14 protein-coding genes and 1 pseudogene are annotated in these 17,399 nt (G+C 58.9%); 9 read left to right on the top strand and 6 right to left on the bottom strand.

Annotation, left to right across the window (positions count from 1 at the left end):
* Window positions 1-34: 34 nt before the first annotated feature.
* The 9 genes and pseudogenes from A6U87_RS30655 to A6U87_RS13210 all read left to right on the top strand — a co-directional run.
* Window positions 35-213: pseudogene (locus tag A6U87_RS30655) on the top strand (mannonate dehydratase); the annotation flags it as partial.
* A gap of 437 nt (window positions 214-650) precedes the next feature.
* Window positions 651-1,223 (top strand): transglutaminase-like cysteine peptidase, encoded by a 573-nt coding sequence (locus A6U87_RS13245; RefSeq protein ID WP_065691731.1) that lies wholly within the window; start codon window positions 651-653, stop codon window positions 1,221-1,223.
* Between the two features lie 450 nt (window positions 1,224-1,673).
* Window positions 1,674-3,194, top strand: coding sequence for an FGGY-family carbohydrate kinase (locus A6U87_RS13240; protein WP_083199367.1), 1,521 nt, complete (start codon window positions 1,674-1,676; stop codon window positions 3,192-3,194).
* Window positions 3,195-3,283: 89 nt separating this feature from the next.
* Entirely contained in the window at window positions 3,284-4,024 is a 741-nt protein-coding gene (locus A6U87_RS13235) for a GntR family transcriptional regulator (protein ID WP_065691729.1), read from the top strand.
* A complete protein-coding gene (locus A6U87_RS13230) occupies window positions 4,021-4,749 on the top strand; it encodes an SIS domain-containing protein (protein ID WP_065691728.1) in 729 nt (242 codons plus the stop codon). Before A6U87_RS13235 ends, A6U87_RS13230 begins: the two co-directional genes overlap by 4 nt.
* A 45-nt stretch (window positions 4,750-4,794) precedes the next feature.
* Entirely contained in the window at window positions 4,795-6,075 is a 1,281-nt protein-coding gene (locus A6U87_RS13225) for an ABC transporter substrate-binding protein (RefSeq protein WP_065691727.1), read from the top strand.
* A gap of 19 nt (window positions 6,076-6,094) precedes the next feature.
* Window positions 6,095-6,967, top strand: a complete 873-nt coding sequence (locus A6U87_RS13220) for a carbohydrate ABC transporter permease (RefSeq protein WP_065691726.1) — start codon at window positions 6,095-6,097, stop codon at window positions 6,965-6,967.
* Window positions 6,964-7,791, top strand: coding sequence for a carbohydrate ABC transporter permease (locus A6U87_RS13215; RefSeq protein WP_065691725.1), 828 nt, complete (start codon window positions 6,964-6,966; stop codon window positions 7,789-7,791). Before A6U87_RS13220 ends, A6U87_RS13215 begins: the two co-directional genes overlap by 4 nt.
* A gap of 11 nt (window positions 7,792-7,802) precedes the next feature.
* On the top strand, window positions 7,803-8,894 hold the full coding sequence (locus A6U87_RS13210) for an ABC transporter ATP-binding protein (protein ID WP_083199365.1): 1,092 nt from the start codon (window positions 7,803-7,805) through the stop codon (window positions 8,892-8,894).
* A gap of 213 nt (window positions 8,895-9,107) precedes the next feature.
* Here A6U87_RS13210 and A6U87_RS13205 read toward each other — a convergent pair whose 3' ends face one another.
* The 6 genes from A6U87_RS13205 to A6U87_RS13180 all read right to left on the bottom strand — a co-directional run bounded on the left by A6U87_RS13205 (window position 9,108) and on the right by A6U87_RS13180 (window position 17,332).
* A complete protein-coding gene (locus A6U87_RS13205; RefSeq protein ID WP_065691723.1) occupies window positions 9,108-10,262 on the bottom strand; it encodes a mandelate racemase/muconate lactonizing enzyme family protein in 1,155 nt (384 codons plus the stop codon).
* Between the two features lie 13 nt (window positions 10,263-10,275).
* Entirely contained in the window at window positions 10,276-11,484 is a 1,209-nt protein-coding gene (gene manD / locus A6U87_RS13200; protein WP_065691722.1) for a D-mannonate dehydratase ManD, read from the bottom strand.
* A gap of 3 nt (window positions 11,485-11,487) precedes the next feature.
* Complete coding sequence (locus A6U87_RS13195) at window positions 11,488-13,188, bottom strand: ABC transporter ATP-binding protein (RefSeq protein WP_065691721.1); 1,701 nt, start codon at window positions 13,186-13,188, stop codon at window positions 11,488-11,490.
* A complete protein-coding gene (locus A6U87_RS13190; RefSeq protein ID WP_065691720.1) occupies window positions 13,185-14,339 on the bottom strand; it encodes an ABC transporter permease in 1,155 nt (384 codons plus the stop codon). The genes A6U87_RS13195 and A6U87_RS13190 overlap by 4 nt, the downstream gene beginning before the upstream one ends.
* Window positions 14,336-15,322, bottom strand: a complete 987-nt coding sequence (locus tag A6U87_RS13185; RefSeq protein WP_065691719.1) for an ABC transporter permease — start codon at window positions 15,320-15,322, stop codon at window positions 14,336-14,338. The genes A6U87_RS13190 and A6U87_RS13185 overlap by 4 nt, the downstream gene beginning before the upstream one ends.
* A gap of 69 nt (window positions 15,323-15,391) precedes the next feature.
* A complete protein-coding gene (locus tag A6U87_RS13180) occupies window positions 15,392-17,332 on the bottom strand; it encodes an ABC transporter substrate-binding protein (RefSeq protein WP_065691718.1) in 1,941 nt (646 codons plus the stop codon).
* Between the last annotated feature and the right edge of the window lie 67 nt (window positions 17,333-17,399).

The raw sequence follows: 17,399 nt of genomic DNA, 5'->3' as shown, positions 1-17,399 counted from the left end.
GAGAAGGAAACCGATGCGTAGGGATTGAGGCCCGATAACGCCTGACGGTGTACGCCGGACGGGCGCGACAACGATTGTCTCCTCGGTGCACCAGGCGGCGATCGGCCGTGCTGGACAGAACACGAGATAGCCAATCGCAAGTCGATGATCGAAGCCACACCTGCGGACCCGCCGCCACTGGCATGGTCGGTCGTTGAAAGCATTCTGGTCCCCCGCCCGCCTCTGCCTCGAGGACACCTACCCATCGCAATGATGAAGTAGACCGGACGGTGGCAGAGGTCGCCCCCGGATAGCTTTTCGAGCAAGAAAACAGGCGAAGTGACTGGAGGGACCGGGCCGTTCCATGGTCATTGCGGTTGGCCACGCGATCTTCGCCGCCGAACGGTCGGATCAGGACTAGGATCACGGCGCTGGCGGGCGGGATCTGAGTAAGAGCTCTTAGGGCTTTCCCGTTGAAAATCCCTCGACGCTGTGAGAGGCTAGAATGGGGATCACGCGTCGCGTTGTCGTCAGACGCATTATTATGTTGTCGGGAAAATTGGAGTGCTTTCGGTCACCTACAAGATGACCGGAAATCCGGCAGGCGTTGCGTCTGGCGTTTCTATATCGGTTCGGAAGCTGTGCAGCTTGGTAAAAACAAGGAGGCAAGCATGCGAATAATGATGAACGTTCTCGGGTTTGTTGTCTCTGTTCCTCTGCTCTCAAGTCAAGGCGTTGCCGGATCTGAAGTTCCAACAAGCAGATCAATTGCGGCTCCACTCGGTTTCAGCTCAGCTTGCGCGAGATATGATTGGTTGTGCCATGGCAGGCGCAGCGGGAGGCTCGACGACGGCCAAGCGCTGCGCGTGTTGCAACAAGTCAATCGCTATGTAAACGCCAGCGTAACCCCGGCCGAAGAGCCCGGAAAATCCTTCTATTGGTCAGCCGGCAACATAGGCGACTGCAAGAATTATGCACTGCTCAAGATGAGGACGCTCATCGGAATGGGTTTCCCATCCAACAAACTTGCCCTGTCTGTCGTTCTCGATCGCAGCGGGAGCAACCACATGGTCTTGTTGGCTCGCTTGAACTCCGGGGATTACGTTCTGGACAATCTCAGCGGCGGCGTCAAACCATGGCACCGCACGGGGTATACCTTCCTCGTCAGTCAAAATTTCAAGCGAAAAGGAAGCTGGCAGGTCACGCTTGCAGGCCCGCGAGCGGGCCAGTTCTACGAAGACTGAATTCACGCGCTCCCTATGCCAAGGCATCGGCTCGAGGAGCGCCGCTATGCAGCGCGCGCCCAAGGAAGCTACACGGGTTTGATGGAGTTGGTGTTGATCTGGGAGCGACTCCGAGCTCCAAAGCAGGTCGATCTCCTAGGCAGAGCGAATGAGAGTCAACGTCGGACCAAATTCGCCTAGGTGCCGGTTTTATTGTATATAAAGTATTGAATTTACATGAGCTTTACACGCCTTCGCTTGTGGAGCCGAAGCGACCTATCGTGACCTGCTCTGAACGAAACAATAAAAAAACCACACGTCTCGCAAACCGCACGCAGGGAAAACGACATTAGGACGAACGGTTGACCTCCGCTATCGGATACGTCTTTATCTGCCGCACGTTTGATTGTTGCAGTGCCGAGAAGCATGTGGGCTTCCCCTAAACAGCCCCGAATCGTTCTCGGATAGTTTTTGCCTCGAGAAAGGCAGGGGATCATTAGCACCTATTTCATTGGCATCGACGCCGGTTCATCACTTTGCAAAGCAGCCATTTTTGATCTAGCCGGCCGGCAGTTGGCCGAGGCGACGCGGCGCACGCCAATCAGTAGGCCAAAACCGGGCTGGTGCGAGCTTGACCCGGAGATGTGCTGGGCGGCTGTCGTTGACGTTATCCGTGACGCGCTCCGATCTAGTGGTCTGGAGCCTCGCGAAATTGGCGGAATAGGCATCTCGGCGGCAATGGTTGGTGCTTGGCTTGTTGATTCCGAAGGCCAAGCGGTCAGACCAGGCATCAATTGGGAAGACAGCCGAAGCCAGGAAATCATTGACCGGCTGACGGCCGCCGACCCGAACGTCGGTTCGCGAATATTCCAGTCCTCCGGCTCGGTCCTGCAGCAGGGATGTACGTTGCCCGTGCTGGCCTGGCTGGTGGAGAATGAGCCCGAAACAATCGCCCAGACCGCTTATGTCCTAAGTTACAAGGACTTCATTCGCATGAGACTGACCGGCTTTGCGGCGACCGACCGCAGCGAGGCCTCCGTCATTCCCGGCAGCGCGCGCGAAAGACAGCGCAGTGAGGCAATGATCGCGCTATTCGGACTGGAGGAGCATTCCCACTTCTTGCCACCGGTCTTCGATTCCGAAACGGTGCAAAGTTCTCTCAGCAGCGAAGCCGCTGCTCTCACCGGACTTCCGCAGGGCCTGCCGGTGGGCATTGGCGCCGGCGATGTCGCAGCGACGGTCATCGGGGCTGGCGGATTGGATGCAAACGGCGCGACGGCCGTACTTGGAACAACCTGCATGGTCGGCGTTTGCCATGACAAACCGGTTTTCACGCCGCCGGATGTGGGACTTTTGTTCTCACTGCCGGGCGATGTCTGGTACCGCTCCATGGTCAATGTCGCGGGTACACTCAACCTCGACTGGGCAATCGGCGCATTGGCACCAGACTTGGCCTCCAACCCTGATCGCTATCAACTGATCACCGCAATGGTCGAGGGCGTCCCGATCGGGGCACGGGAACTGACATATCTGCCGTACCTTAGCGAAAGCGGCATTATAGCGCCGGTCGTCTCGCTTGATGCTCGCGCGCAGTTTGCCGGCCTGACATCACTGCATGGCCGCCCGGAGCTGTTTCGCGCGGTGTTCGAAGGGGTTGCGCTGGCCATGCGTGATCTCCTCGACGTGCTGAACTTCGCAGGAAGCGAAGTCGTGCTGACGGGGGGAGGAAGCCAGAGCCCATTCTGGAGCCAGATGATTGCCGACATCCTGCAACGCGACGTCGTCGTGCCCCACGGCACACAATTCGGCGCGCGGGGCGCCGCACTTCTGGTTGCTACCGCGCTTGGCCATTTCCCGGATATCCGGACGGCGTCGCGAGCGGTTGCCGGCAATGCCAAGCGCTACCGATCCAACCCAGCGATGCGCTCCGAATACGAATCCGCGCTGCAACGCTATCGCGGTCATCGGGATCGCTTACTCTCCAAAAACTGAGGCGCCCAGCAAAATTCCGAGTAGGCGCTTGCATTTTCAAAATTGGTCTATACCATTGGTTTCTGCGGACTATACCGGAGGGATTGGCTGTGATCGATCAAGAGGCACCTCTCTACATCAAGATTGCAACCCAGCTTGCGAATGACATCCAGGCGGGACGCCTGAAGGCAGGCGAGAAGATCGATTCAGAACGTGTACTGGCTGCCGATCTCGGGGTCAGCCGCATGACGGCCCGCCAGGCCATCCAACACCTCACCACGCGTGGGCTCGTCGAAACACGGGTTGGCCAGGGCACGTTCGTGACGCATCCCGTTATCGAACAGAAACTTTCGACGTTGTCGGGCTTTACCGAGGAAATGGCGCGCCAGGGCCACAAAACCTCCAGCCTCGTGGTCCTTGCTGAGACCCGTGCAGCGGACAGCTTCGCCATCGAAGCACTGCATCTTCCAAGCAACGCCCAGGTTCACCGGCTGGTTCGCGTCCGTCTCGTTGACGGCGAACCGGTGGCGATCGAAACGACGGACGTCAGCGCGTCCCTGGCGCCGGGATTGATCGAACTGGCTGATTTCAGCCGCGAGTCCCTCTACGGGATCTTACGGGATCATTTCGGGATCATTCCGACAACCGGTGAACAGACCATGATGGCGGCAACTGCCGACGCATCGACGGCTCGTTCCCTGAGCCTCATCGAGGGCAGCCCGGTCCTCAAGCTGACGCGTCTGACGTTCGACAGCAAAGGCCATCCATTTGAATTCGTAAGATCTTTCTATCGCGGCGATTCATTCGTCATGAAAGTGGATCTCAATCTCGGAGCATTAGACGGACAATGACACTGCTGACGGATCAATATTTCGACGCGCTGATTTCGCGCCTGGGCCAGGTTCGGACGGAACTCGCGCCAGCCATGGAAAAAGCCGTAGAGGCGATCGTCGATGCCGCACGAACCGATCATCGCGTCTATATTTTCGGAACGGGTCACTCCCACGTCTTGGCAGAGGAAGCTCACTACCGCGCCGGTGGGCTGGCAATCACGGTTCCCATCCTTGCCGGTCCGACGATGCTGCATGAGGGAGCGGTCGCCGGCACCGCCTATGAGCGCATGCCGGGCATCGTCGCCCCCATCTTCGCCCGCTATGGCATCCGTGCGGGAGACGTTCTCTTCGTGATCTCGAATTCCGGGACCAATGCCGCTCCCATCGAGGCCGCAAACATCGGGCGAGACCTCGGCGCCACGGTAATCGCCATTACCTCTGTAGCCTATTCCACGGCTTCGGCTAAAGGCGGAACGCGCCTTGCCGACCTTGCCGATATCGTCCTCGACAACGGTTCACCGCCCGGCGATGCCATTCTGGACGTTCCCGGTAGCGATCTGAAAGTCGGACCCATTTCGACGGCAATCGGGGTCTCGATCCTGAATGCCATCCTGGCCGAAGTTGCCGCGCGGCTTTCGGCGGATGGCAACGCTCCCATCTACCTGAGCGCCAACATGCCGGGTGCAAAGGAGATCAACGAGAAGCTGGTCGAGCGGTTCCGCCCGCGCAATCCGCATCTCTGAGACAAGTTCACTGTCAACGAGCAACGTAAAAAAGAGGGAACTGACATGAAGAACAGAATCTTGGGCCTCCTCGCCGGCGCCTGCCTGCTGATGCCGCTCAACGCCATTGCCGCACCCGTGGAGGTTACGTTGTGGCACATGGAACAGCCGCCACACCGCGTCGCGCGAATCCAGGAAATCATTGATGCCTTCAACGCGGCTCATCCTGACATCAAGGTCAAGCAGGAGCCCCAGAACTGGGGTGAGGTTTACGCGAAGGCGCCCGCTGCACTGGCTGCCGGCGCCGGCCCGGACATGCTGTTTGCGATTCCCGACTTCACACCCATTCTCAAGAACATCGGCGCCCTGACCTCGGTTTCCGATTTCGTCGGCGAGCTCGACAAGGAGCACCACTTCGTCAAGAGCGCTGTCCAGTCCTACAGCTATGACGGCGGCATCTGGGCCGTACCGCTTTACAACATGGCGATGAACCTCTGGTACAGAAAGAGTGTGCTCGATGCGGCGGGCCTGAAGGTTCCGGAGAACTGGAGCGACTGGAAGGCGGCTTCTGAAAAGCTCAGCACAAATGGCGTCTTCGGGATTGGATTGCCGGCCAACAAGCAGCTCTACACCGATCAGACGATCTACAGCGTCATGGTCAACGGCGGCGCCACCGAGATCTTCAATGAGGACGGAAGCTTCCGCTTCAACAATCCTCAGACGGTCGCCGCGCTCGACTATTACTCCAGCCTCCAGAAGCTGTCCCCGCCGGACAGTACCTCGTGGACCTGGGGCGAAGCCGAGGCCTGCTTCGTGTCCAAGAGCTGCGGCATGATCATGCAATTCTCCGTGATTTCGAGCTACGACACCCAGGGCGGCGGTGAACCGGCAGACCTCGGCGTAGCCGCGATCCCGCATGCAGACGGCGAAAGCGATCACAACACGATTGCCTATGCAAACGCCGTCATGTTGCTGTCGAAGGACGATGCCAAGCGCAAGGCGTCCGAGGAGTTCGTTCGCTACCTGCTTCAGCCGGAAACCTACGGCAAGTTTCTCAACATGGAACCTGGCCTGTTCATGCCCGTGACGGAAGATGGTGCCAAGTCTGAGAGCTTCTGGAGCGATCCCATGGTCCAGAAGTACAAGTCGCAGGTCGAGACGATCATCGCAAACTCTCAGAACGGGAAGCTGTTCGGTTTCACCAGCGGTCGAACCTTCCCTTCGATTGCGGCCGTCTCCGCACAGAACGTGATTGCCGAAACCCTGCAGATGATCGTGGTTGGGGGCAAGACCGCGGCTGACGCTGTCGCGGCTGGCCAGGACAGAATGATCGAAGTCGCCAAGTAGCAGCTGGGAGGAGCGCCGGATGCAAAAGTCGCGGTTACTCGCCATTGTCTTTGTGGCACCGGCGCTCATCGTCCTGGGAGGCATTCTCGGTTGGCCGTTGGTCTCTGCAATCCTGTTGAGCATACAGGACGTCAGAACCATCGGCTCGACCGGACAATGGGTAGGCCTGCAGAACTACTCGGTCGTCCTGTCCAACCAGAGCTTCTGGATGGCTGTGGTCATGAGCATCATCTGGGTCGTCGCAAATGCCATGGTCCAGACGGTCCTCGCGCTGATCACCGCACTGACCCTCAACCAGAATTTCCCAGGTGTGCGCATTGCCCGCACCTGGGTCATTCTCACCTGGATCGTGCCAACAGTCGTTGTCGTGATCATCTGGCGATGGCTATTTTCGACATCAGGCGGAATGATCAATCCGCTCCTGACGCAGGCAGGACTGATTGATCGTCCGATCGGCTTCTTCAGCATGCCATGGACGGCGATGGCGACGTTGATCTTCATCAATTCCTGGCGCTGGTTTCCGTTCATAGCGCTTATGATGCTTGCCGGGCTCACACGCATTCCCTCTGATCTTTACGAAGCTGCGCGGATCGATGGCGCCAATGGTTGGCGAAGCTTCACGCGCATTACATGGCCTCTCCTCGCACCGACGCTTGGGGTGCTGACCGTGGTCGGAACGCTCCTGTCATTCAATGTGTTCGACATCATATGGCTGATGACGGCAGGGGGACCTGCGGGCGGCACCCGTACGCTTCCCGTCATCATTTATGAGACTGCCTTCAAGGGCTACAAGCTCAGCGAAGCGGCAACCATGTCTGTGTTGGCGACAATTCTCCTGATGGCTTTTGCACTCTTGGCAAGCCGAACCTTGATGCGGGAAGACGATCGATGAAGCGCCCTTTCACCTCGTCCCTGTTACTCTGCCTTTCGCTGATCGTCTTGACCCTGTTGATCGGACTGCCCTTCTGGTGGGTGCTGTCAGGTGCGTTCAAGCTGCCCCAGGAAATTATCGCCCGCGTGCCGACGATGGTGCCGCACTCGTTCACCTTGCAGCATTTCACGAAGCTGTTGAGCGGGTCGGACTATCCGACCTACATGGTCAATAGCCTGATCGTTGCGACCCTCTCGACCGCCCTGACGCTGGCTCTGGCGGTTCCTGCTGCCTACGCGTTTTTCCGCCTCGCGTTTCCGGGCCGCGAGACGCTCTATCGCATCATTCTGCTTGCCTACGCCTTTCCGAGCATCGTCGTGCTCATCCCACTGTTTGGCATGTTTGCAAAAGTGGGGCTCATCGATACGCTCGCCGCCCTGATCATCGTCAACGTGACCTTTGCGCTTCCCTTCTCCATCTGGATGTTGCGCTCGTTCTTCGCCTCCGTCCCCAAGGAGATCGAGGAGGCTGCCGTCATGGACGGAACTCCGCCCGCCGTCATCCTGCGCAGGATCATGATCCCGCTGATCGCTCCCGGCATCGCGTCGGTCGGCATCTTCGCATTCATCTGCGCGTGGACCGAGTATGTTTTCGCCTCCGTGCTTATTCTTTCCGATGCAAAGCGAACGGTCCCGGTCGGGTTTTCGGGCATCATCGGCCAATATCAGATCGATTGGGGCCTTCTGTTGGCCGGCGCGAGCCTCGCTGTCCTGCCTGTCGTCATTCTTTTTGCCTTGGTCGGGCGCTGGTTTGTCAGCGGCCTCACCGAAGGCGCCGTGAAATAAAGGACCGAACCTTGGGAAAACTCCAACTCAAGAGCATGAAGAAATCCTTCGGCGATACCGAGGTGATCCGCAATGTCGACCTGATGGTCGAGGATGGTGAGTTTATCGTTTTCGTCGGCCCATCTGGCTGCGGCAAGTCTACCCTGCTTCGCATGATTGCCGGACTGGAAACCGCCGACAGCGGGGCAATCGAAATTGATGGCACCGATGTGTCGAAATCCGACCCCAGCAAGCGTGGGATCGCCATGGTCTTTCAAACCTACGCCCTCTACCCGCACATGACTGTAGAAGAGAACATGGCGTTCGGCCTCGAAATGGCGGGTATGCCTCAGGCGGAGCGTAAGAAACTGGTCGAGAAGACGGCTCGCACACTGCATCTCGAGCCCTATCTCAAACGGAAGCCGAAGCAGCTTTCCGGTGGCCAGCGTCAGCGTGTGGCAATCGGTCGGGCCATCGTGCGCGATCCGAAGATATTCCTTTTCGACGAGCCGCTTTCCAATCTCGACGCAGAGCTGCGGGTGCGGATGCGCATCGAGATCGCCAAGCTCCATGCCGACCTTGGTGCGACGATGATCTATGTCACCCATGACCAAGTCGAAGCGATGACCCTCGCCAGCCGTATCGTCGTCTTGCGCGACGGACGTATCGAGCAGGTCGGAACGCCGCTCGAGCTATACAGCGATCCGGACAACGCATTTGTCGCCGGGTTTATCGGTTCGCCGAAGATGAACTTCGTTCCGGCTACGATGACAGGGCGAACGGAGGCTGGCGGCGTAATCCTGAACGCCCCTGATCTCGGCATTGCGGGTATCGTGGTGATGCCCCGCGATGCCAACTCGGAAATGCCGCAGCAAATGGTGGTCGGTATCCGTCCAGAACACTTTCTGGAGCCCGATACGGCCGGCAGCGTGAACGTCAGCCTGACACCTGAAGTAATCGAACATCTGGGTGGCGTTTCCTACGTTTACACGGACGCGGGGCGCGACACCTCGCTCATTGCCGAAGTCCGCGGCAAGCCGAACCTTAAGGTCGCAAGCGAACTGCAGCTCAGCATACGACCCGCAGATTGCTTGCTGTTCGACGGCCAAGGCAGGCGTATTTAGTGGCGATCAGCGGTATCGACGCAATTCGTGACGAGCGAGACGACTGCCTCAACACCGTGAAGCGCATCGCTACTGCACTAAAGGGACGCGGAGTGAACGGCTTGCGATGTGACGGGAACGACCGCCCCGACACGTCGCTTATATCCTTAGATGCCATGCCCTACTCGACACCGCGCGATGTCGGGCACCACGACTGGCGAAGGGCTCATTGGCCTACCAATTCGTCACCGAACCATCGCGACGCCTCAGGTGTGGCGCCTCCCAGTACTCGAAGCTTTGCCTGGCGATCAGCGCCTCGTTCACTTCGACCCCCAGACCGGGTGCATCCGGCACCGGATACCATGCGCCGTCAAGACGGGGCTGGACCGGGAAGAAGTCGGAATTGTCGAAGCCTAGATGGGTCTCTGCGGGGCTTGCCCGGGTCTCCAGCCACGCAAAATTCGCGACGGCGGCAGAGAAGTGAATGGTCGCCGCCGTGCAGATCGGACCCAGCGGATTATGCGGCATCATGTCGACATAATGGGCCTCGCTCCAGCCGGCCACCTTCATCGATTCCGTTAGGCCACCCACATTGCAAACGTCGAGGCGATTGAACTGATGGATGTCCCGTTCGATATAGGGGAGGAACTGCCATTTGGATGAGAACTCCTCGCCAATCGCGAAGGGCACATCAGTCATGCGGCGCAGGGCCTCGTAGGCGCCGGGCGTCTCGTCTCGAATCGGTTCCTCCAGGAAATCGAGCGTACCCTTCGGCATCTTCTGGCAGAAACTTGCGGCTTCCGCGACCGTCAGGCGGTGGTGATAGTCGATACCAAGTACAACATCCTCGCCCAATGCTTCCCGGGCTTTGGTGCACCATTTGGCTGACGTTGCGATATGCTCTCTGGGCTCGTAAATCTCCTTGTGCTCATGGCCTGAGGGTGAAAGACGCATGGCTGTCCATCCACGCTCGACAAGCATCTGTGCTTGCTCGACCATTGCTGGCCCCGGTTCCGCGAAGGTCGTCGCAAAGGTCGGGATGCGATCGCGCTGCTTCCCGCCGAGCAGTTCGTAGACCGGGACACCAAGGGCCTTACCCTTGATGTCATGCAGCGCGATGTCGATCGCCGAGATCGCCGCCTGTAGCACGCGACCACCCTCGAAATACTGGCTTCGGTACATTTCCTGCCAGAGCGCACCGATCTTGAATGGATCGCGGCCGCGCAGGAACTCCGCATAATGCTCAAGGGCGCCGACGACGGCCTTCTCGCGACCGGAAAGACCACTCTCCCCCCAGCCGAAAATCCCCTCGTCGGTCTCGACCTTCACCAGAAGTTGGTTGCGGATGCCGACTTTGACGGCGTAGCTTTTGATTGCTGCAATCTTCATCTCTAGGTCCTTCCTACCAATGCCAGAGCGTGCCGTCTTCCAGACGGTTTACCGGCAGATAGGCGCGCTGATATGGATATTTCTCGGCAAGCTTCTCATCGATATCGACCCCATGGCCAATGGCCTCACCAGGATGCAGATAGCCATCGTCTAGGCTCCAGGCGCTGGGGAAGACTTCAAGGATCTCGGGCAGGTAGCCCGAATATTCCTGGATGCCGAAGTTCGGAACCCAGAGGTCAAGATGCAAGTTGGCGCCAAGGCAGATCGGCGACATGTCCATGGCGCCGTGGCAGGCGGTGCGCACATTGTAGACGCTGGCATAGTCCATGATGCGGCGAAGAGCCGTGATGCCGCCGGCATGCACCGTCGTCGTGCGAATGTAGTCGATCAGCTGTTCCTCGATCAGCAGACGCGCATCCCAGATGGTGTTGAACACTTCGCCGACGGCAAGAGGCGTTGTCGTGTGTTTGCGGATCAGGCGGAAACCTTCCTGATGTTCGGCGGCGACCGTATCCTCGAGCCAGAAGAGCCGGGCAAACTCCAGATCTTTCCCAAGACGGGCTGCCTCGATTGGCGTCAGGCGATGATGTGTGTCATGCAGAAGTTCGATGTCAGGACCGTGGGCCTCGCGAACGGTTTCGAAGAGTTTCGGGACATGGCGCAGGTATTTCGAGGTCGACCAGACTTCCTCATGCGGAACCGCGTCGTCAGCTGCATTGTTGGTGACGGATTTTTTGCCTGTGCCATAGACATCAGGAAGGCCCGGAATGCCAACCTGCACGCGGATTGCCTTGTAGCCCTGCTCGATGCGGCGACCGACCGCCTCGACGGCCTCCGCGATATCGGTCCCCTGCGCGTGGGTATAGCAAAGCACCTTTTCGCGGCTTGCACCGCCAAGCAGCTGGTAGAGCGGCATGTTGGCTGCCTTCGCCTTGATATCCCAGAGCGCCGTGTCGATGCCGGCTATAGCGGCCATGGTCACCGGACCACGGCGCCAGTAGGCACCTTTATAGAAATACTGCCAGATATCCTCGATGCGGCTCGGGTCTCGGCCGATCAGAAGCGGCGCGAGATGGTCCTTGAGATATGCGACCACGGCTTTTTCGCGTCCGTTCAGCGTGGCGTCGCCGACACCAGTCAGGCCCTCGTCCGTGAAGATCTTGACCGTGACGAAATTGCGGCCCGGCGAGCAGACAATGATTTTGACGTCTGTAATTTTCATGACTTATCCGTTGGCTGAAACTGTGCGTGTGGGGTCGTAGCGGAACCGGTTATGAATACGCCGGTCGCGTGGATCGGGATGGGGAATGGCGGAGAGGAGCGCACGCGTATAGTCATGCGCCGGATTGTTGACGACCTGGTCGGTCTCGCCGGCTTCAACGATCTTGCCGCGATACATGACTGCCACGCGATCGCACATATAGCGGATGACCGACATGTCGTGGGAGATGAAGACATAAGAGAGCCCAAGCTCGTCCTGCAGCTTCATCATCAGGTCCAGCATCTGCGAGCGAAGAGAGACGTCGAGTGCCGAGGTTGCCTCGTCCGCGATGATCAACCGCGGCTTGACGGCGATGGCGCGGGCAATCCCGATACGCTGGCGCTGTCCGCCGGAAAAAGCATGCGGATAGCGTTCCCGCCAGGCGGGTTCCAGGCCGACCTGCTGCATGAGTTCTGCGACGCGCTCGTCGAGCAGCCTACCCTTCATGCCAGCAAGTTTCAAAGGTTCGGCGATAATCTGGCCGACGGTCTTGCGGGGGCTCAGTGATCCGACCGGATCCTGGAAGATCATGCGGATATCGCGGCGGACATCCTTGAGTGTCGCCTTGTCGGTTGTGCGCAGTTCGACGGTGCTGCCGTCGTTGCGACGATAATCCATGGCGCCAGACTGCGGATCGTAGATGCGCAGCAGGCAACGACCCATCGTCGTCTTGCCGGATCCGGACTCGCCGACGATGCCGAGCGTTTCGCCGGGACGGACGATCAGCGACACATCGTCGACGGCGCGAAGTCCGGAGGGGAAGGTCAGCGATAAGTTCTTTACCTCGAGGAGCGGCGGCGCTTCAACAGGGATCGGCGGACGCGACAGGCGCACTTCCGCCTTGCGCTCCAGCTTGACGACTGAACCGATAAGCCGGCGCGTGTAGTCATCCTGAGGGGCGTGGAAAATCTGCTCGACCGGCCCCTTCTCCATGACCTTGCCGCGATACATGACGAGGACTTCGTCGGCGATCTCGGCAACGACGCCCATGTCGTGAGTGATGAACAGCACGGCCATTCCATGGCTTTGCTGCAGCTTGCGAATGAGGTCGAGAATTTCGGCCTGCGTGGTCACGTCGAGCGCTGTTGTCGGCTCGTCGGCAATCAGGACCGAGGGATTGCAAGCGAGTGCCATGGCGATCATCACGCGCTGGCGCATGCCGCCGGAGAACTCGAACGTGTAACGGTCGATGGCGGTTTCCGGGCGCGGAATTTCCACCTGCCGTAAAAGCTCCAGGACACGTTCGCGTTGTTTCTCGCCTCGAATGCCGAAATGGATTCGCAGCGCCTCACCGATCTGCGTACCGATGCGGTGTACCGGCGAGAGCGAGCTCATCGGCTCCTGGAAGATCATGGCGATTTCCTTGCCGCGAACGCTGCGGATCTCCTTGCCTCGCGGATCGAGCGTGGCAAGGTCAGTTTGCGAACCGTCGGGCCGCGTCAGGACGACCGAGCCACCTTCGATCCGGCCAGGTCGATCGACGATCTGCAGGATGGAGCGTGCCGTCACTGACTTTCCGGAGCCGGATTCGCCCACGACGCAGAGCGTCTTGCCGCGCTTCAGCTCGAACGAAACGCCATCGACCGCCTTGAATACGCCCGTGCGGGTCGGAAAATAGGTCTTGAGGTCGTCGACCTTGAGGATCGTATCATCAGTCATGGTCATGACACCGACTCGTAGGGATCTGCGGCATCGCGGAGACCGTCGCCGAGGAAGTTGAGGGAAAGCACCGAGATGACGATCGCAGCTGCCGGCGTAAACAGAAGCCACGGGGCCTGCGCCACGGCGCGGATGTTCTGCGCCTCCTGCAGCAACACCCCCCAGGAAATGATCGGCGGCTGCAAGCCGATGCCGAGGAACGACAGTGCGGTTTCCGCCAGGATCATCGAGGGGATGGCGAGCGTCAGCGTTGCGATGATGTGGCTCATGAAGGACGGCACCAGATGGTGGAAGATGATGCCGATCTCGCTCATGCCGTCGAGACGGGCAGCGATGACGAAATCCTCGTTACGCAGGGAGAGGAACTTGCCACGCACCTCGCGCGCCAGGCTCGTCCAGCCGATCAGCGAAACGATCAAGGTGATGACGAAATAGGTCCTGAGAGGCGGCCAGCCGACGGGGATGGCGGCAGCAAGTCCCATCCATAACGGGATCGTCGGAATTGAGCGCAGGAGCTCAATCATACGTTGGATGGCGAGATCGATCCATCCGCCGAAGAAGCCTGAGATGCCACCAATGGTCACGCCCAGCACGAGGCTCATGAAGACGCCGACGAGGCCGATCGAGAGCGAGATCTTGGCGCCGTGAACGACACGCGAGAAGATATCGCGGCCGAGACGATCAGCGCCGAAAATATACATGCTGTCGCCCGGCATCGGGTTCTTCAGGCCGAAAAGCTTGGTCTGCATCGGGACGAAGCCCAGCAGATGATAGGGCTGTGGCGCGGTGACGAAGAAGCCGACATCAACTGGCTTTGTCGGATCGGGTGCGAATTCACGCCGCATGGATTCGGTGTTCAACGTCATTTTGAGCTGGCTGACATGCGGCCGGAAGGCGCCGTCGACGAGCAGTGCGATGCTCTGCGGCGGCGCATAGGTGAACCGCGCATTCGTGGCATTCGGGTCGAAGGGTGCGACGAAGTCGGCAAATGCTGCGACAAGATACATGAAGACGATGACGACGAGGCTCGCCAGCGCGATCTTGTGTTTCTTGAACTTCAGCCAGAAAAGCTGCCACTGGCCGGCAACGGCCATGTCCCGGCCACTGAGGTTGATCGATGGGCCGGTATCCGGCGGGAGATGTGTAATGTCTGTCATTGGAACCGGATCCGCGGGTCAGTGATGGCGAGCAGGATGTCGGAAATCAGTGTGCCGATGATCGTCAGCACCGAAATCAGCAGGATGAGCGAGCCGGCGAGATACATGTCCTGCGCGAGCAATGCCCGGAGCAGTAGCGGCCCTGTCGTCGGCAGGCTCATGACGACGGACACGATGATCTCGCCCGATATGACCGCCGGCAGGATCCAGCCGAGCGTCGAGATCAGCGGATTGAGCGCAAGACGGACCGGATAACGGATCAGCAGCTCGAACTCGGACATGCCCTTGGCACGCGCCGTCGTCACATAGGGCTTTGAAAGTTCATCGAGCAGGTTGGCGCGCATGATGCGGACAAGGGCCGCAAGCGAACCAAGACCGATGACGATGACGGGCAGCCAGACGTGCTGGGCGAAATCGATGAGCTTGCCGAAGCTCCAGGGCGCATCGACGTAAGCAGGCGAGAAGAGCCCGCCGACGCTTTGACCGAAATAGGCCGACATGACGTACATGGCCGACAGCGCCATCAGGAAGTCGGGCACGGCGAGAAAGAAGAAGGCGAGGAAGGTCGCGGAATAGTCCGAGATGGAATATTGCCGAACCGCAGATAGGATTCCGATCGGAATGGCGACTGCCCAGACGAAGCAAAGCGTCAGGAAGGATAGGAGCAAAGAGAAGCCAAGGCGAGACCAGATGAGCGCCGTGACGGGCTTTCCTAGCTCGAAGGAAATTCCGAAATCGCCATGCAGGAGGATGCCCGCGATCCATTTGTAGTATTGGAAGTACATCGGCTGATCGAGGCCGTATCGCTCGCGCATCGCGGCGACTGTCCCCTCTTCCACAGCGCCGCCCTGGCTCGCCCAATCGGCCATCAAGGTCGTCAGATAATCCCCAGGCGGCAGCTGGATGATGATGAAGGCAATAATGGAAACGGCAAAGAGTGTCGGGATCGCGAACACCAGCCGCTTGGCGATATAACGGAGCATCTTTTCAGACCGTTCGATTGAATCGAAGGAACGGACCGGCGGGACGACCCACCGGTCCTTGGGAGGACCTCAGTTGGCCGGCTTATCAAAATACCATTGGCTCAGCGTCGGCGCCGGATGCCAGAGGTTGCCGGTGATCGGGATACCGTTGACGACATTCTTCAGGTTCTTCGACACCATCATGTACTTCGGCATGGGGCGCGAGATGCCGATGTTGAGGAAGTTGTCGGCCGACAGATTGAGAAACTTCTTCATCTTGTCGCGCCGGTCGTCATCGGTGACCGCGGCGTTAACCTTGTCATAGGCCGCCATCAGCGCCTTGATTTCGGCCGGGGGCTCTTCACCCGTGGCGTGGTTTGAATACCATTCGCTCCACTTCATCGCGAAGAAGATATCGGCCTTCTGGAAAGGCATGTAGCAGCGCGGATCGGTGTAGACTTCAGATAGGCCACCGACGCAGTTCCAGATATAGGCGTCCTGCTCGTTGGCAGACCACATGGTATTCAGGCGGGCCCGGTCCGTCGTCCGCAGCTGGATGTCGATACCGACATCCTTGGCGTATTTCTGCACCATCTGCATGACGTCGGGATAGGAGAGACCGAAGACGTCCGCGACCATGAAGTTGATGGTAAAGCGCTTGCCACTCTCGTCGAGGCGGAAGCCTTCGGCATCCTTCTTCGGCATAATCTTGTCGAGCATCTCGTTGGAGAGCTTCGGATCGAACTCGGTGTACTGTGTTGCCTCGCGCTCGTTGAAGAGTTCGTGCTCAGGCTGTGTCGCCACCTGCGCCGGAGCTCCCTGCCCGACATAGACGAGATCGATAATCTCCTGTCGGTTGATGGCATGACTGAGCGCTATGCGGAAGTCCTTGTTCTGGAAGAGCTTGCGCTTGACGTCGTCGGTCGAGTTGAGGTTGAGCAGGATGACTGCGTCGTTGGCCGGCAGATCCTTGACGTCGACGAAACGATAGTTGCCGGTTTCCTGGCCATCGAATAGCACCGACTTGAAGGTCGAGTTGTTGATATGGCGGAAGGCAAAGTCGAATTCGCCGGAGGTCATCTTCAGCGCCATCAGCTGTGGATCATCCAGCTTGGCCCAGGTGATCCCGTCGATATAGGGAAGCTGGTTGCCGTCGGGATCGACCTTCCAGTAGTAGGGATTGCGGGTTGCCACGACCCGATCGCTATCGGCATAGGGAACCGTAAGAACCCACGGGTTCATTGTCGGCAGTTCGAGATTCTGCCAGTAGGGCGGCTGGAAGGTCAGCGAAACTTTCGAATTGAAGAGTGCCACCCAATCGCCAGCCGCCGGATTGGCCTTTAGCAGTGCCGGGATGCCGTCCTTGTTATACTTCTCGTGGAACTGCTGCAGATAATGCTTTGGGTAGATCACCGGAAGATGACCCTGACCATACGCAAGTTGCTGCAGGAAGAGGCCGTACGGGCTATCGAATTTGAACTCGACCGTCAGGTCGTCGATCTTGCGCACCTTTACCGGCTTGCCGGCAACGGTGAATGTCGGATTCTTGGCCGGTGAAAGCGCGTCGTTCATGAACACGTCTTCGTACCAGAACATGATGTCGTCAGCCGTGAACGGCTGCCCGTCGCTCCACTTCAGGCCCTTGCGCAGCTTGAAGGTGTAGGTGGTCGCGTCTTCAGATGCAGTGAACTCCTCGGCCAGGGATGGAACGACCTTCTGCCAGGCCGGATCCCAGCGAACCAGGAGTTCGTTTGCGATGGTGCGGGTCAGGTTATACTGGTCGCCATTGGCGAGGATCGTTGTGCGCAGCGTGCCGCCGTACTTGCCGATACCATCAACCATGGCTTCGACATATGGATGTTCCGGAAGACGGGCGGCAACGGCCGGCAACTTGCCGCCCTTCACCTGCTCATCAAACATCGGTGCCTGTTTGAAATCGACCGCCCAGGCAGGGACCATCGATCCCAGAATGGCAGCACCCAACAGCCCCGTCGACACGACGAAGCCACGCAGCGTTTGCTGGTAACCCATATTTTCTCCTCCTGATTGCCCGGCCCTCTCCGCCGGTTTTCATCCCTGGAGAATGCCTGAAAGCAGC

The sequence above is a fragment of the Rhizobium sp. AC44/96 genome (assembly GCF_001692185.1).
Taxonomy (GTDB): domain Bacteria; phylum Pseudomonadota; class Alphaproteobacteria; order Rhizobiales; family Rhizobiaceae; genus Rhizobium.
This window is presented reverse-complemented; position numbering and strand designations above follow the sequence as displayed.

What these genes read in the sequence shown, in the direction of transcription:
- A6U87_RS13220 (WP_065691726.1), top strand. Translation starts at nt 6,095, where the DNA reads ATGCAAAAGTCGCGGTTACTCGCCATTGTCTTTGTGGCACCGGCGCTC.
- A6U87_RS13225 (WP_065691727.1), top strand. Translation starts at nt 4,795, where the DNA reads ATGAAGAACAGAATCTTGGGCCTCCTCGCCGGCGCCTGCCTGCTGATG.
- A6U87_RS13180 (WP_065691718.1), bottom strand. Translation starts at nt 17,332, where the DNA reads ATGGGTTACCAGCAAACGCTGCGTGGCTTCGTCGTGTCGACGGGGCTG.
- A6U87_RS13185 (WP_065691719.1), bottom strand. Translation starts at nt 15,322, where the DNA reads ATGCTCCGTTATATCGCCAAGCGGCTGGTGTTCGCGATCCCGACACTC.
- A6U87_RS13230 (WP_065691728.1), top strand. Translation starts at nt 4,021, where the DNA reads ATGACACTGCTGACGGATCAATATTTCGACGCGCTGATTTCGCGCCTG.
- A6U87_RS13195 (WP_065691721.1), bottom strand. Translation starts at nt 13,188, where the DNA reads ATGACCATGACTGATGATACGATCCTCAAGGTCGACGACCTCAAGACC.
- manD (WP_065691722.1), bottom strand. Translation starts at nt 11,484, where the DNA reads ATGAAAATTACAGACGTCAAAATCATTGTCTGCTCGCCGGGCCGCAAT.
- A6U87_RS13205 (WP_065691723.1), bottom strand. Translation starts at nt 10,262, where the DNA reads ATGAAGATTGCAGCAATCAAAAGCTACGCCGTCAAAGTCGGCATCCGC.
- A6U87_RS13215 (WP_065691725.1), top strand. Translation starts at nt 6,964, where the DNA reads ATGAAGCGCCCTTTCACCTCGTCCCTGTTACTCTGCCTTTCGCTGATC.
- A6U87_RS13245 (WP_065691731.1), top strand. Translation starts at nt 651, where the DNA reads ATGCGAATAATGATGAACGTTCTCGGGTTTGTTGTCTCTGTTCCTCTG.
- A6U87_RS13190 (WP_065691720.1), bottom strand. Translation starts at nt 14,339, where the DNA reads ATGACAGACATTACACATCTCCCGCCGGATACCGGCCCATCGATCAAC.